At 37.0% G+C, this 18,759-nt stretch carries 17 protein-coding genes; 8 read left to right on the forward strand and 9 right to left on the reverse strand.

The window, feature by feature from the left end; all coding sequences use genetic code 11:
• Nucleotides 1-585, reverse strand: coding sequence for a ribonuclease HII (locus IPP61_08110; protein ID MBL0325129.1), 585 nt, complete (start codon nt 583-585; stop codon nt 1-3).
• A gap of 180 nt (nt 586-765) precedes the next feature.
• On the opposite strand from IPP61_08110, the gene IPP61_08115 reads away from it, so the two are divergent.
• Both IPP61_08115 and IPP61_08120 read left to right on the forward strand, forming a co-directional pair.
• Nucleotides 766-4,500, forward strand: a complete 3,735-nt coding sequence (locus IPP61_08115) for a CotH kinase family protein (protein MBL0325130.1) — start codon at nt 766-768, stop codon at nt 4,498-4,500.
• Nucleotides 4,501-4,514: 14 nt separating this feature from the next.
• Nucleotides 4,515-5,210 (forward strand): DUF1080 domain-containing protein, encoded by a 696-nt coding sequence (locus IPP61_08120; GenBank protein ID MBL0325131.1) that lies wholly within the window; start codon nt 4,515-4,517, stop codon nt 5,208-5,210.
• Nucleotides 5,211-5,243: 33 nt separating this feature from the next.
• On the opposite strand, the gene IPP61_08125 is transcribed toward IPP61_08120, so the two are convergent.
• Both IPP61_08125 and IPP61_08130 read right to left on the reverse strand, forming a co-directional pair.
• Nucleotides 5,244-5,606: a hypothetical protein gene (locus tag IPP61_08125; protein ID MBL0325132.1), complete on the reverse strand. Its 363-nt coding sequence runs from the start codon at nt 5,604-5,606 to the stop codon at nt 5,244-5,246.
• Nucleotides 5,607-5,635: 29 nt separating this feature from the next.
• Complete coding sequence (locus IPP61_08130; GenBank protein ID MBL0325133.1) at nt 5,636-6,103, reverse strand: methylated-DNA--[protein]-cysteine S-methyltransferase; 468 nt, start codon at nt 6,101-6,103, stop codon at nt 5,636-5,638.
• Between the two features lie 92 nt (nt 6,104-6,195).
• Between IPP61_08130 and IPP61_08135 the strand changes: the two genes are divergently transcribed.
• The 5 genes from IPP61_08135 to IPP61_08155 all read left to right on the forward strand — a co-directional run bounded on the left by IPP61_08135 (nt 6,196) and on the right by IPP61_08155 (nt 10,526).
• Entirely contained in the window at nt 6,196-7,485 is a 1,290-nt protein-coding gene (locus IPP61_08135; protein ID MBL0325134.1) for a UDP-N-acetylmuramoyl-tripeptide--D-alanyl-D-alanine ligase, read from the forward strand.
• Nucleotides 7,486-7,548: 63 nt separating this feature from the next.
• Nucleotides 7,549-7,746 carry a hypothetical protein gene (locus IPP61_08140; GenBank protein MBL0325135.1) on the forward strand — a complete coding sequence of 66 codons (198 nt, stop codon included), beginning with the start codon at nt 7,549-7,551 and terminating at the stop codon, nt 7,744-7,746.
• Nucleotides 7,746-8,210 carry a hypothetical protein gene (locus tag IPP61_08145; protein ID MBL0325136.1) on the forward strand — a complete coding sequence of 155 codons (465 nt, stop codon included), beginning with the start codon at nt 7,746-7,748 and terminating at the stop codon, nt 8,208-8,210. Before IPP61_08140 ends, IPP61_08145 begins: the two co-directional genes overlap by 1 nt.
• A 141-nt stretch (nt 8,211-8,351) precedes the next feature.
• On the forward strand, nt 8,352-9,491 hold the full coding sequence (locus tag IPP61_08150) for a DEAD/DEAH box helicase (protein MBL0325137.1): 1,140 nt from the start codon (nt 8,352-8,354) through the stop codon (nt 9,489-9,491).
• Between the two features lie 12 nt (nt 9,492-9,503).
• Entirely contained in the window at nt 9,504-10,526 is a 1,023-nt protein-coding gene (locus tag IPP61_08155; protein ID MBL0325138.1) for a beta-lactamase family protein, read from the forward strand.
• Nucleotides 10,527-10,571: 45 nt separating this feature from the next.
• On the opposite strand, the gene IPP61_08160 is transcribed toward IPP61_08155, so the two are convergent.
• On the reverse strand, nt 10,572-11,615 hold the full coding sequence (locus tag IPP61_08160) for a sugar phosphate isomerase/epimerase (GenBank protein MBL0325139.1): 1,044 nt from the start codon (nt 11,613-11,615) through the stop codon (nt 10,572-10,574).
• 210 nt (nt 11,616-11,825) lie between these two features.
• On the opposite strand from IPP61_08160, the gene IPP61_08165 reads away from it, so the two are divergent.
• Nucleotides 11,826-12,275, forward strand: coding sequence for an SRPBCC family protein (locus IPP61_08165; GenBank protein ID MBL0325140.1), 450 nt, complete (start codon nt 11,826-11,828; stop codon nt 12,273-12,275).
• A 292-nt stretch (nt 12,276-12,567) separates the two neighbouring features.
• On the opposite strand, the gene dinB is transcribed toward IPP61_08165, so the two are convergent.
• From dinB to gldG, 5 genes are all read right to left on the reverse strand, one after another.
• Nucleotides 12,568-13,650 (reverse strand): DNA polymerase IV, encoded by a 1,083-nt coding sequence (dinB, locus tag IPP61_08170; protein ID MBL0325141.1) that lies wholly within the window; start codon nt 13,648-13,650, stop codon nt 12,568-12,570.
• Complete coding sequence (locus IPP61_08175; protein ID MBL0325142.1) at nt 13,631-14,317, reverse strand: L,D-transpeptidase family protein; 687 nt, start codon at nt 14,315-14,317, stop codon at nt 13,631-13,633. The genes dinB and IPP61_08175 overlap by 20 nt, the downstream gene beginning before the upstream one ends.
• 85 nt (nt 14,318-14,402) lie before the next feature.
• A complete protein-coding gene (locus IPP61_08180; protein ID MBL0325143.1) occupies nt 14,403-16,256 on the reverse strand; it encodes a CocE/NonD family hydrolase in 1,854 nt (617 codons plus the stop codon).
• A gap of 33 nt (nt 16,257-16,289) precedes the next feature.
• Nucleotides 16,290-16,901, reverse strand: coding sequence for a hypothetical protein (locus tag IPP61_08185; GenBank protein MBL0325144.1), 612 nt, complete (start codon nt 16,899-16,901; stop codon nt 16,290-16,292).
• 217 nt (nt 16,902-17,118) lie between these two features.
• Nucleotides 17,119-18,759: a gliding motility-associated ABC transporter substrate-binding protein GldG gene (gldG, locus tag IPP61_08190; GenBank protein MBL0325145.1), complete on the reverse strand. Its 1,641-nt coding sequence runs from the start codon at nt 18,757-18,759 to the stop codon at nt 17,119-17,121.

Here is an 18,759-nt window from a genome sequence, read left to right on the forward strand (position 1 = left end):
TCAAACCCTCACCCTGAAAGTCATACGGTGGTAAGGCGTAAAGCCGTGCTGCTGTATGGCTTTTCTGTGATATATCGTTGGGTAACCGGCATTTTCATGCCATTTGTACATCGGATATTCTGCGGCAAGTTTTTCCATCAATTCGTCACGGTAGGTTTTGGCCAAAATCGAAGCTGCAGCTATAGAAAGAAACTTGCCGTCACCTTTGACTATACAAGTATGCGGAATCATTGGATAGGGTGTAAACCTGTTTCCATCCACCAGAAGGTGCTCAGGTATAATTTTTTCAGAAATCTTTTCCACCGCTCTGTGCATCGCCAAAAAGCTGGCTTTCAATATGTTGATTTTGTCAATTTCGATATTCGAGGCCTCAGCTACCGCCCAAACCAATGCACTCTTTTCGATTTCGGTTCTCAGTTCCAGCCGCTGGTCTTTGTTGAGCTGCTTAGAGTCATTGAGCCAAGGGTGCTCATAGTCTTTGGGCAAAATCACCGCTGCAGCCACCACCGGTCCGGCCAGACAGCCCCTTCCAGCCTCATCAAGCCCGGCTTCTGTGTAGTTTTGGTTGTAGTAGGGGAGGAGCATATGTGAGGTTGCAAGAAATATTAATTGAAGTGTAAAAATAGGTTTTTTTGTGTAAAAAACATTGGGCTTATTTATTACAAATCCAAATAATAAAAAAACGTATTTTTTTTAGTACAAATACATAAGTGAGTCAAAAAGTACACTAATTTTGAAGTATCTACGAACTAATATTTTTATAAAATGAATTTTTTTTTCACAGAAATTAATAAAACGATCCGGTTAGCAATTATTTTATTTAGCCTAACATTAAGTTCAAAAGCACAGACAAATTTAGTTTCTTCAGGTGATGTTTGGAATTATTTTGATAATGGAGAAATCGGATCCTCAGCTTGGAAAAACCTTAACTATGATGATTCAGGTTGGCAATCAGGCAATTCTGAATTAGGTTATGGAGATGGTGATGAAGAAACCATTATTGGATTTGGGTCTTCATTAACACACAAAAACATTACTTCTTATTTTAGGAAAGAAGTTCAAATTCCTGGAAATATTATCAATTTAAATGCAAGTGTCAAAATAGATTATGGTTGTGTAGTTTATTTTAATGGGATAGAAGTTTTTAGGGACAATCTCCCAAGCGGAGAGATTTTATTTTCTACTCTATCTTTAACTTCAGAAAATGAAAATACTTGGAAAACTTTTTCTATTCCCATAAACTTGATACTAAGTAATCAGCCAAATTTAATTTCGGTGGAAATGCACCAAAATTCTATTTCAAGTACAGATTTATCTTTAGATTTTACCTTAAACTACCTTCAATTTACTCCTGGCGGAATATTTATAAATGAATTCATGGCATCTAACTCCATGGTGGAAGTTTATGCAGGAAATAGTAGTTACGATTGGATAGAGATTAAAAACACACAAGAATTTCCTGTTGATATTTCTGGATATTTTATTACGGACAATTTTAATACTCCTACAAAAGTTAAACTTCCTAATTCCCCTGGGCTTTTAACAATACCTCCAAATGGTTTTCTAACATTAATTTGTAGTGATAACACAAGTTTAGGTCCCAATCATATTGTTTTGGGATTGTCAGCACAAGGGGAATCGATTGCAATTTTCGCCCCTGATGGTGTGACACTTGTTGATTCCATAAGATTTCAAAGGCAAATAGAAAATATTTCTTATGGACGAGATAGAAATAACATAGAAAATTGGAAATTTTTTAAAACACCTAGTCCTAATAGTGAAAATAGCTTAATTGATTTTTATGATTCAATCATATCGCCACCTAGTTTTTCTCATTCTGGGGGTATCTACCAATCAAGCTTTGAATTAGGAATATCTTCCAATGATCCTAACACAATAATTTATTATACTTTGGATGGTTCTGACCCTGATCCTCTCAATATTAATGGTAAGACCTATGAATACAAAAATGAATTATTTGGTGGAATGTTAAGCGATCAAATTAACACATTTATTTACAGTAGTCCAATTACTATTGAAGACCGGTCAAATTTTCCCAATAAAATTTCTAATAAAAGTTCTTCATTTATTAGAAATTCAAATAACTTTTATTTTCCAAATCAGCCCGTTAGTAAAGGTACGGTAGTAAAAGCCATCGCCTATAAACCAAATGCTTTGTCAGAGGTTGGGGTAAACAGTTATTTTATTTTTGAAAATAATAATAAATATTCACTACCAATTACTTCTATTAGTTTAGATGAAGATAAACTATTTGATTACTTCAAAGGTTTTTACACACCAGGTGTTTTATGTGCATCCACCGACGAATGTGCTACCGGAAACTATTCGCTTTCAACAAGGTATTCAGGTTTCTTTGAGTTTTTTGATCAAGGAGAAATAAAGGTACATCGTCCGGTAGAGTTGGCAATAAATGGAGGGTGTACGAGAGCATTTCCTAGAAAAACTCTAAGAATCTATGGTGGTACAGATTTTAATTATCCATTTTTTTCTGATTACCCAAATAGAAATCATAGAAATATATTATTGCGAAACTCAGGAAATAATTGGGATATCCAATTATTTAAAGATGTAGCTAATCAAAAAATTATGGATGGCTTGAATTTTGGAAAACAGGAATCAAGACCAAGCATAGTTTTTCTAAATGGGGAATATTGGGGAATACACAATATTAGAGAAAGAATAGATGAACATTATTTAAATGAATTGTTTAATGTACCAAAAGATAGTCTTGATTTAATCGAAATTAGTTTTGGGGCTTCTGCAAATGAAGGTGATTTGAGTGTTTATCAATCAATGATAAATTTTATTACTTATAATGATTTATCAAATAATATAGCTTTTGATTCAGTAAAAAACTTTCTTGATATTGATAATTTTATAGATTATCAAATCTCAAATATTTTTGTTTCAAATAGAGACTGGCCCAGTAACAATGTAAGATTATGGAGAAAAAAAGTAAAAGTGTTTAATCAGGCCTTTGTCGGCCCGAGCGATGGAAGATTTAGATTTATTCTATATGATACAGACCTTACTCTAGAAAATTTTAGCGATATTAATATTGCAGGTTTAATTAATTCAAATTCAGAATATACGCTCTTATTTAGAAAACTTTTGGAGAATCAAATTTTTAAAAATAATTTCTTATCAAGATTTGCAGATATTTTAAATACGAATTTTATTCCGGATAGAACAGTTTCAATAATTAATAACTTTAAAAGTATCTATGATCCGGAAATTATAGAGCATGGAAATAGATGGAATACGCCAAATTTAAGCGAGTGGAATGGTGGAGTCCAATCTATGGTTGATTTTTATAATTACAGGCCTCAAGCAGAAAGAGAACAGTTAATTCAATATTTTGGTTTAGAAGATCAACGAACTATACAAATCAATGTTTCAAGTTCTTCAGAAGGCTATATTAAAATTAATACCATCAATATTTTACCTTCAACACCGGGGGTACCAGAACAACCCTATCCCTGGATGGGAATTTACTTTAAGACAATACCCGTAAAAATTGTTGCGATTCCAAAAAAAGGCTTTAAGTTTAAACACTGGTTGCTAAATGACAATATTTTTTCTACTTCTGCCTCAATTACTGTAACATTAGATAATAATAAAAGTTTTATTGCAATTTTTGAAGAATATGTGTTGTCTTCTAACCCTTTTCCGATTGCCAAAACTTTAAATGCTTGTGGATACAGATTTAGTGAATGGCAATCTTCTTCCCCTTCCGGGGTTTTCCCATCAAATATGGCATTTTATTATTTATTGCCAATAAATACTAACCAATCAGAAACAAAATTAACCGACACTTTGGGAGGAGTAACTTATGGTTTTTATAATTTAACTAAAAGTACAAGAATAAATGGATTGGGTTCTCAAGGGATTTCACTTGTTAATACGGGCGGAGGAAATACCGGTTACCCTGCAGGTAAACTAGGAGGAATAGTTCTTGCCATAAGCACTCTTAATCAAGATTCAGTTTTCATTTCTTGGGTCGGGGGTACGATTGCTCCAAATGTAAAAAGTTATGGCATCAGATTACAATATAGAGTAGGGGATCTTTCTGACTTCAAAGATATATTTGACGAGAACGGCTCACCTATTGAGTACAAAAGGAATATAGTTGCCGGCCATCATTTTCAGTATGAAAACATTAAATTACCCTCGGAAACACTAAATAAGCCTTATGTGCAATTATTGTGGAGATATTATTTTTATGGCAACGAAGCAAGTGGTGCCAGAGCAGAACTAAGGATTGATGATATTATTGTCACAACTAAAAAACAACTTGATAATAATATAACACAATCTTCAAACCAATACTCTTTTGGCAAAATCATCTCTGGTGCAAAAATTGAGAATAATTCCTCTGTTTTTTATGAGGCTTCAAAAAGTATTGAATTGGCTCCTGGCTTTAGTACTTTGGGAAATTCGATTTTTAATGCTAAAATTGTAGAAAATTGCCCAAATTGAAGTCAAAAGAAATTATGAAACATAAAAATATCTTATTAATCCTTGCTTTATTTTCAGTAGTATTAGCCAATGCTCAGAAAGGAAAATGGGTAAAATTGACAGACGGAAAATCATTTAAAAACTGGCACATCTACAACCATCCGGGGGAGCCTGTTAACGAGAAATGGAAGATTGTTGACGGGGCGTTTGTTTTTGATAAAACCGCAAAAAGTGAATTTAAAGTTAACGACCTGATTTCTGACAAAGAATATGAAAATTTTGAATTGGAATTGGAATGGAAAATTGCCGAAAAAGGGAATAGCGGGATTTTTTATGGAGTTGTAGAGGATAAAAAATACAGCACACCCTATCTGACAGGCCCCGAAATTCAGGTTTTGGATGATGAAGGTCATCCCGATGCCAAGCAGGGAAAGAATGGCAATCGTAAGGCAGGGTCACTGTATGACGTTATCCCTACCGCATCAAAAGCAAAGCCAGCAGGAGAGTGGAACAAGGTTAAAATCAAGAAGTTAAATAATCAGGTGACTGTTTGGCAAAATAGCCAGTTAGCCGTGACATACCCTTCTGCCGGCTCAGAATGGGATACCATGATAGAAGGCAGCAAGTTTAAAGGTTGGGAAGGTTTCGGTAAATTCTCAAAAGGGAAAATCGGCCTTCAGGATCACGGTGATGTGGTATCCTACCGAAGAATCAGGATCAAAGAGTTATAAAATTTAAGGCCGGAAATTGAAATCCGGCTTTTTTTATGGTTTCCAGGAAATCTGCTTTCCTTCACTTACGGGCAAACTGGGTTTTCCCCGAAAGTCCTGCATTATTCCGGAAATCAAAATGGTGCGTCCTATATCTTCCGGTCCAATTTTTACTTCAGGAACAGCATCCGGAAAGATGGTAACACCTATCGCAGTATTGGGATAAGTTTCATCAATATCCAGGAAAATAATATCTTTTCCGTTTCGGTCTTTAAAGGGCTTTACACCTTTCAAAACGCCTTTCAGCACCACTTCTTTATTGATATAGTCTTTTGCCTGAGCTACCGAAATAGTGTCGGATTGGGCATAAGAATTAAGGCTTAGAAAAAAGAGAATTCCGAAAATTAGTTTCTTCATAATTAATTTTATGACTGTATTTGCCAAAATTAAGCAAAAATATCCATCACCCCATTGGCAATTCGGTTTTCCAGGTCAAGCAGAAAGCGTTTGTTTTCCAGTCCCCCGGCATAGCCTGTGAGACTGCCGTTGGTTCCGATTACTCTGTGGCAGGGAATGATGATGCCTACCGGATTTTTTCCGTTGGCCGATGCCGCCGCTCTGATCACCTTCGGGTCTCCCAATCGGTTGGCCATGTCAGCATAAGTAAGGGTTTTTCCGTATGGAATTTTACACAAAAATTCCCATACTTTTTTCTGAAAGTCAGTACCTTCTGGTGCCAGATTTAAGTCGAAATCCTTTATTTTTCCTGCAAAATAATCAGCCAATTGTTTTTTGGCTGAAAGCAAAATTTCAGGTTGTGTTTCGGAGTCTTTTCCCAAATCATTAACAAACGAAACGGCCTTAATAGCGGTTTCATCTGACTCGATTTTTAGTTTCCGTCCCGATGCTTCCAGAAATGCAGTAAAATATTCTGACACAAAAATTTGATTAGGTTTCACGAAATTACTTAAAAAACACAGAACTTTGGTGCTGAAAAATTGAGCAAATGCAGATAGAAGAATTATACCAGAAATTTAAAATATCAAAAGGCGTAACCACCGACACCCGCAAAATAGGAGCGGGGCAGTTATTTTTTGCCTTGAAAGGGGAGAAATTTAACGCCAATGAGTTTGCCTTGCAGGCTTTGGAGGCAGGAGCTGCTTTCTCAGTGATTGATGAAGAAAATTATGCTACCGACCCCAGATGTATTTTGGTTAATGATGTTTTGGAAACGCTCCAGAAACTGGCCAATTTTCACCGAAAAACTTTTGATATTCCGGTTATTGGCCTTACCGGTTCAAATGGGAAAACGACCAATAAGGAGCTTTTAACCCGAGTTTTAAGTAAAAAATTTAGAGTTCATGCCACCAAAGGCAATCTCAACAATCATATAGGTGTGCCATTGACATTGCTCGAAATGCCCACTGACACTGAGATGGCCGTAATAGAAATGGGAGCCAATCATCAGAAAGAAATAGAGATGCTCTGCGGAATTTGTGAGCCTACACATGGTTTTATTACCAATCTCGGCAAAGCACATTTGGAGGGTTTTGGTGGAGAAGAAGGCGTAAGAAAAGGTAAAGGAGAGCTTTTTGATTTTTTGAAAAATAATAGGGGAACGGCATTTGTTAATCAGACAGATGAAAAAGTAGTTTCATTGGCAAAAGAAAAAAACATGATGTTGGTGGTTTACTATGGAGCAGACGAATTTTCATTAAAAATGACTGCAGAAAGTCCTACAGTTTCTTTTCAAATACCTGAAAGTGAATATATTTACACTACTCATATTGGCGGAAAATACAATTTTGACAATATGCAGACGGCTTTTTCCGTTGGCAGATTTTTTGGTGTAAGCCACACAGATGCGGCACAAGCTATTGCCGACTACAACCCCGATAACAACCGCTCGCAAGTGATAGAAAAAGGCAGCAATTCGTACCTGATGGATGCCTACAACGCCAATCCATCTTCAATGGCGGCCTCTGTGAAAAACTTCGGGAATCTAAAGACCGAAAAAAAGAAAGTCGTGATATTGGGCGATATGTTTGAATTGGGTGAATACAGCCAAGCTGAACATTCCGCCCTTGGCAAATTGGTTTCAGAACAAGATTTTGAGATTGTAGTGCTTTATGGCGAAAACATGAAACATGCCTTAGCTCATTTACCCAAAGCCTACTATTTTACTGATAAGTTTTCACTCCACAACTGGCTGATAGAAAAGGCTTTTGCCAATACTTATTTTCTAGTTAAAGGATCACGAGGTGTAGGATTGGAGAGTGTTTTGACGGTGATGTGATGTATTGTTATTCTCAGAAAATTATTTGACATTTGTAAATCTTACTCATAAGGAAATTGTATTATGAAAATGGATAGAAGCTATCATTGGGCAGGAAAATTTGAAGAAAACGAAGAGCGAATAAAAGAATATTGGCACAACGCTTCTGTTCGGGAAAGACTCGAAGCTGCGAATTATTTGAACTCAATAGTATATGGTTATGATGTGAATAACCCTCCCAAAATGGACAGAACCGTGTTTTCAATGAGAAAAAGAGATTGATGGCAAATATTTTCAATGATGATTTCAGGGATTTTATCAGAGCTTTGAATAAGGCGAATGTCGAGTATATTTTGGTTGGAGGATACTCAGTAATTTTACATGGTTATGCCAGAACAACCGGTGATTTAGATGTTTGGGTAAAACCAACTCAAGAGAATTATTTGAACTTAGAGTCCGCATTTAAGCTTTTTGGAATGCCATTGTTTGATCTTACTAATGATAAGTTTCTCAATACGGAACAATTTGATGTTTTTATTTTTGGCAGACCTCCGGTATCTATAGAAATCTTAACATTAGTCAAAGGCCTTGATTTCGAGGAGGCATTTAAAGGTTCCAGATATTTTGAAGATAACGGATTGGCAATTCGGACTATTCAGTTTCATCACCTTATTGAAGCGAAAAAAGCAGCCGGAAGAAGTAGAGATATAAATGATATAGAGCAACTTATAAAAAAGAACTCTTAACAATTGTAATTTTTTCTTAATTTTTGATCTCTATCTCCTTAGCTATTCTAGTTTGAAAAATTATATTTATTAACAATATTGATTTAAAAAACCTGCGATTCCACCTGAAAATTTGCCCTACCTTTGCATAAAAAACAAAACATGTCTTTCCAATCTCTCGGACTATCTAAACCTTTGCTGGATGCCATCGAAAAGATGGAATATGCTGAGCCGTATCCTATTCAGCAGAAGGCCATTCCGGTGATTCTGAAAGGCAGGGATTTACAAGCCAAGGCCCAAACTGGTTCGGGCAAAACTGCCAGTTTTGTTTTGCCCATTTTGGAGCTTTTTCAGCAAAAAAAAACATCAAGAAACTTACATCTAAAAGTACTGGTCCTGGCTCCTACTCGTGAACTAGCTATGCAGATTAGCGAAGTATTTACTTCATTTTCAGCAGGTTTACCCATTGCTCCTAAAAATTTGGCGGTTTATGGCGGTGTGCCGCTGAACCAGCAAATGCTCAAACTAAAAAACACCGAGATATTGGTAGCAACACTTGGAAGGTTGCTCGACTTGGTCTCGACGAACTCCATTCATTTGGGTAAAATAGAGATATTGGTACTCGACGAAGCCGACAAAATGCTTGATATGGGATTTCAAGACGAAATGGCTGACATTCTGAGATTGATTCCTACGAAAAGACAAAATCTGTTGTTTTCGGCAACCCTTGACCCCAAGCTGGACAAAATAAAATCTTCGGTGCTGCATGAGCCCGAAATCATTGAGATTGAGCCGGAAGTGTTGAATCTGGATTTGATAAAACAAACGGCCTATATTGTAAAACCCGAGAAAAAAGGACCACTTTTACGTCATCTGATTGTATCTCAAAATATGCAGCAAGTGCTGGTTTTTGTATCTAGTACCCGCACTGCCGACAATGTGGTGGCCAAACTCAAGAAAAACGGAATAAATGCCTCAGCAATCCATAGCGATAAATCACAAAGTGCTCGTAGTGAGGCTTTAAGTGGCTTTAAAAATGGCAATGTCATTGTTTTGGTGGCCACAGATATCGCCTCGAGAGGTATTGATATTGTTCAACTTCCGACTGTGATTAATTACGAATTGCCTCGCTCACCCAAAGATTATGTACATAGAATTGGGCGGACTGGGCGAGCCAAGGCCAGCGGAGAAGCCATTTCTTTGGTTACTGACGAGGAGGAGCATCATTTTTATATTATTCAGAAAAAAATGGGGCGAAAAGTTGAGAAAATTGATGCCGAAACGCTGGAATTTGGTTTTTAAAAGTAATAGATTGTGAATAAAATTATAATTTTTGTTTTAAGTGTTTTTGCAAATGTTTCCTTAGCCCAAACCCATTTGCAAGAAAAAATTGATAGTCTATTAAATGTAACGCAACCTCGGGCATTTAATGGCGTTGTTATGATTTCTCAAAATGGTAAAACGCTGTATCAAAATGCTGTAGGTTTAGCAAAATCGGAAAATAATGAAAAGCTTAATCCAGGCAGCAAGTTTGTTTTACTCTCTAACAGTAAGCAAATTACGGCAGTTTTGGTTTTGAGAGAAGTGGATAAAGGAAAAATAGATTTACAAAAAAATATTCGTACTTATCTACCAAATTATCAACAAAAATGGGCGGATTCGGTTAATATCCATCAATTGCTCAATCATACTTCCGGTATAGTAAATTTAGAAAAACCGTTGGCTACAAAACCCGGTTCTACATTTAAATACACCGATTTGAATTATATTCTTTTGGGAAAAATTGTGGAGGCGGTTACAAAAAATACATACGAAAATGTTGTAAATGAATTGTTTAGCATTTGTGGAATGGGAAATTCTGGATATCCCAATAGTGCTATTCAAAATGCTCTGGTTAATGGTTTTCATTTTTCAGAAAAAAGAGAAGAGGTTTCAAAATACATCATTCCAAAAGATAGAATTCCGGCAGCCGGCCTGGTTTCTACCGTTTCTGATTTGGTAATTTGGAACGAAAAACTCCATAATGGAAAACTCTTAAAACCACAATCTTATCAGAAAATGATTTCGTATGATATCCTGGCTCAACACGATGTTTTTGGTGAAAAAGCAATTGGCTACGGATACGGAATCAGGATAAATGATCAATCTGAAATCACTGAATTTGGCCATACAGGCATCGTACCCGAACAAGGATTCACCTCTGTGAATTTATATTATCCTAAAACCAAAACTAGCATAATTGTTCTTGAAAATCAGTGTTTTGACGATTTTAGTATCAGTTACTATTTTGAAGCCGAGGTAAGGAAAATAGTATTAGAAAGTGGGATTTTGAAATAAAAAAAGAGCCGAAGCCCTTTGTTTATTTTTAATAGAAATTAAATTTCAGCTAAGTGCATTTTTGCAAAACTCCAGACATTTCTGAACTTCTTTTACCGAATTAGAGCCTTCTGGAATTTTGTATTCCAGCTCCACAGTAGCCGGGAAGGCATATTTACCAGTCTGCATTTGTTTCAAAAGCTCTTTCAAAGGAGTATCTCCAGTACCCCAGGGCAGGTTGCCTTTGCCATTAGCCGGAGTTTGGCGGTCTTTGATGTGCATGCTCACAATGTTTTTGTTCATTTTCTTAACAAAATCCAATGGTTCAGTATTTCCGGCAGCCACAAAATGACCAAAGTCAAGGTTCATGGCATTGCCGGGGCTTTGTGCCAATGCAGTATCCCAGAAAGTGGGTGTTTGTTGCTCATGACCATGATAACCCACTTTTACGCCATATTTAACGGCCAGTTTCCCCAATCTTAGCGTTTGGTTATCATCAGACGGGTGTTCCAAAGTAACATGGCTGGCACCCAAAGCTTTTGCGGCTTTCATACCAAAAGCAACTTCTTCATCTGAATTATCTTTCCCGAAAGCATCAGGCTTGAAACCATAGATTTTTACCCCTGCTTTTTTAAACATTTTACCAACTTCTTCAAACTTATTGAAAGATACAGAACTACGCCATTTTTTCACTTCGGCTCTGTATTTCTTCATCAGAGCATCGGCTTCATCCAGTTTTTTGGTTTCTTCTTCAGTCATTGGCTGTTTTTCTCTTCTTTTTCTCATCAGAGGGAATAAAGTTCTGAAATCCACCGGATTTTTTGGTTTACCTGCAAAGACTTCGGCGGGGTCACCCATCAGTTCGGTAGCACTTAAACCGCTATCAAGAATATATTGCAAAGTGGCCTCCAAACTCTGGTCGGGCATTTCTCGGAAAGAATAAGTAATAACGCCTATCTGAACGCCTTTTATCAATGAACCTTTTTGGTATAAATCAGTCAGAATTGCTGGCCCGGCAAAAAGTTTTGAACCTCCGGCGACTATTCCGGCAGTGAGGCCCAGATTTTTTAAAAAACTCCTTCTGGAGGCATTCTGTATTTCGTTTTCCATTTTTGTCATATTTATTTTAGTAAAAATACAATTATTTCTGAAACTGCTTTCTAAATATGGACTATAGTATTGCCTTTTTCGACCTTTTAGCCTTTTGAATCGATTTCTTTTTAATCTTGAAAATATATATTTCTAAACTTTCCGACATTAATATGGTTTTATTTCCAGACTGAGTTTTTGAAAAATTAATATTCTAAAAAAGATTTATAAATGAAGCGATTGGAAGTACAACAGTTTTTACCCATGAGTCTTACCGATGCCTGGGATTTTTTTTCATCTCCAAAAAACCTGAATGAGATTACACCAGCGGATATGACTTTTAAGATTTTGGGAAATATCCCTCAAAAGATGTACGAAGGGCTGATGATTAGATACCAAGTTTCGCCCATGTTTAACATTCCGTTGGATTGGGTTACAGAGATTACACATGTAAAAGAGAATAAGTTTTTTGTGGATGAGCAGCGAATCGGCCCATATAATATTTGGCATCATGAGCATCATTTTGAAGAAAAAGATGGAGGTGTTTTGATGACTGACATCTTGCATTATGATATCGGAAAATGGATTTTTGGGAAAATTGCAGGCTGGCTTTTTGTCGATAAGAAGGTTAGAGGAATATTTGAGTTTAGAGAGAAAAAACTGAAAGAGCTATTTGCGTAAGTTTACTTTTGTGAAAAATGATAAATATCTGTAAACAAACAAATTACAAGTCCAAAGTGAGCTATCCTGAAGCATGTATTTATTAATTGGAATGAGCTTTAGCCCATTTTAATAGAAATAAACTAAAAGAATCCGGCTTTGGCCAAATAATCTATATGTCCAAAGTCAGCTGCCCTGAGCATTGTATTTATTCTTCTGAATATTCAAAATGATAAATTAACCATTAATTGGAATGGGCTTTAGCCCATTTGTCTAAAGAACAAGCATAAAAGTCAGGCTTTAGCCAAATAACCTACAAGTCCAATGTCAATTGCCCTGAGGATGGCAATTCTTCATAAAGATTGGCCAGTCCAAGGCCCATCAGCCGTATTCCTTTTGGAAATGGCAACAGATTTTCAATAAATTTCTCGACGGCCTGGTTGATAATTTCTTTGTTTGAAAACCCTTTTGTAGTAGTTTTTGAGCGAGTAATAATCTCAAAATCAGCATATTTTATTTTTAGCACCAAAGTCCGCCCAAAAAGACCCTGCTTTCCTGCTCTTTTCAGTAGCTGTTCGGTGAGGGTATAAAGTTCATGATAAATCTCGGAAAGCAATTCCAGGTCTTTGGAGTACGTATTTTCTACCGAAATCGATTTACTCTCTCTGTTGGGACTCACTTCCCGATGGTCTTGCCCACGAGCGATTTCGAAATAATATTTACCAACCTTACCAAAGTTTTTTACCAGAAATTCCAGGCTTTGCACTTTCAGTTCTTTTCCGGTCAGGATGCCCATTTGGATTAACTTTTCGGCAGTTACTTTACCGATTCCAAAAAATTTATGGATGGGAAGTGCTTCCACAAAAGCAACGGCCTGAGCAGGTTTTATCACACATTGGCCGTTGGGTTTGTTTATATCTGAGGCAGTTTTTGCCAGAAATTTATTGTAAGAGACTCCAGCCGATGCCGTTAGACCCGTTTTCTCTAATATTTTTTGTCTGATTTCAGTAGCGATTTGGGTGGCGGAGCTAATGTCTTTTTTATTTTCGGTCACATCAAGATAGGCTTCATCCAGTGAAAGTGGCTCGATGAGGTCGGTATATTCAGCAAATATTTCTCTGATCTGACCTGAGATTTCTTTATATCTGTCAAAACGGGGCATTACAAAAATAAGCTCTGGACAAAGTCTCTTCGCGGTTTTAGAGGGCAGGGCTGATCGCACTCCAAATTTCCTGGCCTCATAACTAGCCGCAGCCACTACTCCCCGTTCGGCACTTCCTCCAACGGCGACCGGCTTTCCCCGAAGCTCCGGATTATCATGCTGCTCTACCGAAGCGAAAAACGCATCCATGTCGATATGGATGATTTTCCGAACCTTACCAGCGATATTTTCCATCTTTGACCACTTTTATGGCTGGAAGTTTATGATTTTTTTCGAAAAAAGTGTAGCCTGGAGATAAATTTTGCCAAAAAACAAAGTTTGGATTGGTTTTGTAATCCTCAAGTTTCTCCATTTTGAATGGGAAAATATGTACTTCTATTTGCCCATAGTTTTTGGCCATGGCAGCGATAAAATATACTTCTTTTATCATATCGTCGGTAAGTGGCAGGCAGCCCACAGTCACATCAGAGCCATGTATGAAAATATCGCCTCCGGGCTTCTTTTTATCGCTAAGTTTTTTGTCCGAAGCATTGGGATAGTTTATGCCCAAAGACAAATAGTAAGAGCTTAGTGGATTAAAACGATCAATGTGGTAAAAACCTTCAGGGACTTGCAGGTCGCCTTCTTTTCTTTTTGGACCTAAAATTCCCGAGGAAGCAGCGATTTTGTAGGTTTTCAGCAAAGAAAATTCTGAGCTTTTTCCTGATTTTATCCACAACTCCAGGCTTTTTTCTTGTTTAAAAGCCCTGATAAAAATTTGAAAAGGCTTATTTTCAAATCCCTTTTCTTTCAATAATTCTTCAATATATTTCCTTTTTTCCTCATAAGAATCCTTCACTCTTTCGTATTGGAGTTGAGTTTGGAGGAAGGATTGGGCAAAGGAATTATTCAAAAATGCCATTATGGAAAAAAGAAAAAATAATTTTTAAAGGAAACTGAAAGGCTCTCCATTTTAAATTCTTTAACATTCTCACAAAATATTTTACTCATTCCTTCAACCTCATCACCTCAATACTACTCGTTCCAAAAACTCTATGAGTTGCTTTTATAAAATCACTTTCTTTTGCCTGATAGATATTGGGAATATACTTCTGAGGGTTAATGTCAAACAGTGGAAAGGCCGTTGACTGCACATGCACCATAATTTTATGGCCTTTTTTGAACGTATGCAGCACATCCTGGAGCTTGAAATCTATGTTGGTCAAGGTGTTGGCTTTCAGAGGGCTGGGCTCTGAAAACGAATTCCTGAATCTCGCCCGCATTACTTCACTACGTACCATCTGCTGATAACCGCCATAGGTGGTACAGTTGCTGGCAAACTCACTGTTGGGTTCATCACCTGGATATACATCGATGAGTTTTACAAAATAATCGGCATCGGTACCTGTGGTGCTGATTTTGAGATGAGTCATGATGCTGCCGGTTAATGTAATATCTTCCGAAAGTTCGTCTGTTTCAAAAGTCAAAACATCTGTTCTTCTTGACGCAAATCGCTGATCCTCACTCATATATCGGCGTGGTGAAAATCCGAGAATCTGGTCAGGGTCTTCGGTATAGGGGACCGGTTTTTTGGGATCAGAAATATACTCAGCAGCCCCTTTAGAATCAGATTTATCTAGTTTTCCGTTTGGATTTAGATAAAGAGTTATCTTCTCAACATTCTTGGAAGGATATTCTTCGAAAGTCTTCCACGCTTTCTTTCCGGTATCAAACATATAGGCGTCTGGAAGTCCGGAATTCTTGTCTCCGCTACCTTTCAGAAAATGCTTAAAAAACTTCAGTTCAATCTGACTTTGGTAAAAGGTTGATATACTATCCCCAAAATACACATTGGAATGAAAATGATGACCCGACTCCCTAGCCCAGTCCCCATGGCCAAATGGCCCCATCACAATCGTATTGTAGTTGTCGGGATGTGCTTTTTCTATGGTTTGATACACATTTAGAGGTCCATATAGGTCTTCGGCATCAAACCAGCCACCCACTGTCATAAAAGCTGGGAGATTTTTGGCTGCTTTCAGGTGAGGCAAGGTATTTCGTTTTTTCCAGAAATCATCATAATTGGGGTGTTGTACGATTTCGTTCCAGAAGAAATTGTCTTTGTATTGCTCTGAAAACTTGCTCAGCGGCTGCATCGATTTATACCATTCGAAGCCGTCTTTGGTTTTAATTTCCGGAAACTGAAAATTAAACCAGTTGTCGGAAGTCGGTTGCGGATTCTGAACACCAAAAACAGGGAAAGTCAAGCCATAACCCAGTGTAAAAGCACCGTTATGATGAAAATCTTCAAAGAAAAAGTCTGTAACAGGTGCTTGCGGTGATACCGCTTTCAAAGCCGGATGACCTGAAAGAGCCCCAACTACCGTATAAAAGCCGGGATAAGATATGCCATGAATACCAACCCGTCCATTGTTATTGGGGACATTTTTTACCAACCAATCTATGGTATCGTAGGTGTCGCTCGACTCATCTACGTCGGTAGGTTTCGTTTTGGGATTAACCTGTGGCGTCACATTGGTCCAGGTGCCTTCTGACATATATCGGCCCCGAACATCTTGTTCTACAAATATAAATTTCTCTCTGGTAAACGAAGGCGAGTGCATCACTGCAGGCATCTCATCTTTGCCGTAATATCCTATCGAATAGCAGGTTCGGTTCATTAAAATTGGATATGAATTAGTAGTCGATGCATCTTTTGGGATGTAGATATTGGTAAATAGTTTCACGCCATCACGCATGGTGATGTTGGCCTGCATTTTGGTATAATTTTCTTTGGTATCAATTTGGGCAAAAGACCTAATCGTAAAGAGAAAAATGGTCAGGGTTAAGAATTTTTTCATTCTTGATGATGATTTTTTGATAAAGTTAAAAAATTATTTCTTTTTCAGCCTGAAAAACCATCGTAATTGTACTTGAGGATAAAAACCAAACTTAAGTCCTTTCTCCTTTGGAAATTCTTTTTTTAGTTCTTCTAAAGTTTTTTCGCTTTTATTATCTGGCGTAAATTTTTGACTATCACTAATCCACATGTTTTTTTGACCATATAAAAACCCTAAACCAAGCCCAAAATCAAGTGGCATCCTTTTATGATTTCCGGTATATGCCCCAATCCTTAAAATTGGCCCAAATCGGGTATTGGAATTATAGAGTGAGCCGCCTTGCCAACCATGAATAAAGTCAGGTGCTGAATACTTCTGAAATCTGAAATCTGTCTCAAAATACAGATATTTTTTGAAGTATTTTTTGTAGAAAATATCAATAGTCGCACCTCTAGATTTGGCTAATCCGGGATATTCTGTAACCCATATAAATGAATTGGATTGATAACGAGAGATAATGCCAAACGCATGATTTTTCTTACGGAATTCATAACCCAGATTTGGCCTGAGCAAAATTGTGTTGCCAAATTCAGTAAATAGAAAGGATTGTGCTATCGAAATTTGGCTAATTCCCAGGAAAATTGTGAAATACAAAATTCTTTTCATTGTGAATTATTTAGAAGGCTAAATTATCAATTTTTCAGGTATTTGGCATTCCAAACTTATTTAAAGGTCAGATTTTTAAACAAATAGCTAAAAGTGGAATTCTCAGAAGTCTTTTTATAGGATTCTTAAATCTTTTTTACAGATGGACAGTATTTTTTATTAACAAAAAATAATTTTTGAGAAGAGTAAAATTTATAAGAGAGGCAAAAATTCAGTCTTAAGCATAGTTTTTCTTCAGCCACCAAAACCTCAAGAGGCCGATTATGCCTAAAAGAACCAATGGAGCTACAATATTGATCGCTTGCCACATTACTCTCTCATTTTTTACTTTTAGTTGGTCCAGGGGTCTCAAACCTATGCTTTTGGTTTTGGAAGTTATCAATCCTTTTTCATCAGTAAGATAATTTAGGGCATTTAAGACAAAGTCCTGATTTCCATATTGATGTTGTGAATATTTATCAAAACCCAAGGGAAGTGGATTCCCGGTTTTTTTGTCAATTTCATTTACTATCAAATCGCCATCTGAGCAAACCAGTATCTTGGTCTCGGGTGATTCTGTCAAAACTTTTTGGGTAAACTGGTTCTGATACAATGACTTAAACTTACCTTCAATCAAATATGAAATCACTTTTACCCCTGATTGATATTCTTTTTCATCCGTGTCTGTTCTGGCTTCGTTAAATGTAATTAAGGCCGGAGCATTGAGGATTTTGGTGTAAGGAGAAGTGAGTAACAAAGGGATTTTTGTAAGTCCATCTTTTGCATTTACAGTATCAATGCTTGCAGAAAACCTGGTATAAACCATATCTATGTTTTTAGTAATCAGGCTTTTGCCGTAATTGTTAATTAGCGGAAAATACCGGTAAGGCATCAGTTGAATATTGGGTTTGTCACCCATGTTGCCCACAACCATCGGAATCACCGCTGTGTTGAGCCCGTCTTTTACAATATTCTTATTTATCCTTACACCGTATTTAAAAAGCATATCGTCGAGGTTAATGTTGAGTGGTTGGGCAAAAGTACCTTCCAGGCCTATGTTGTCCACCTTTAGGCCATCTACAAAAAACAGCAGTTTTCCGCCACTCATGAGATATTGATCCAGCTTAAATTTGGTGCTGTCGTCAACAGGCTTGTCGGGTTTAGGGATAATCAGAGCATCCAGGCCTGAAAAGCTAGGAGAGGTTTTGGCATCTACGATAAACAAATCGTAGTATTCCTGTAACGAAGTAATTAAGCCAGCAAAATTTACAGGTTCTAACTGTGTAAATTCTGAAAGAAGCCCGATTTTTTTCTTTTGTTTATTGGTAAGTTTTTGAATGGCAGAGGCCAGCTCATATTCAATATTTTCGTATGATTGGTTAAGTTTGCTTTGAGCATTTTCGGCTTGATTGGCCTTTAAAAGCAAAACTGTCACCTCTTTGTTTTGGTACCAAACCGTCGCATATGGAAATATAAGATTTTCCGACCTTTTACCATTTCTGGCCTCAACAATGTTGGTGGGTTGCATACCTTTCTGAAGCAGTTTTTCGAAAGTTGCTTTTCTTTCCTCTTCGGTACCCGAATTGGGGTTAATAAATTGATAATCAATATTCTTTCTCCCGAAATTTTTAAATTCCCCCAACGTTTCACCAACCGCCCTTTTTAGTCTTTCAAAACTCCCATTGAGCTCTTCGCCTTCAAGATACACTTTTATTACTACCTGGTCGTCGAGTGATTTGAGAAGATTTTTTGTGGGTTTGGAAATCGAATACCTATTGTCAGAAGTGAGGTCAATTCTGAAAAATAACCACAATCCCAGAATATTAACAAGGATTAAAATCAATATCAGAAAAAGGTATTTTTTTGAGAATTTGCTCAT

Source organism: Cytophagaceae bacterium, from assembly GCA_016722655.1.
GTDB lineage: Bacteria > Bacteroidota > Bacteroidia > Cytophagales > Spirosomataceae > Leadbetterella.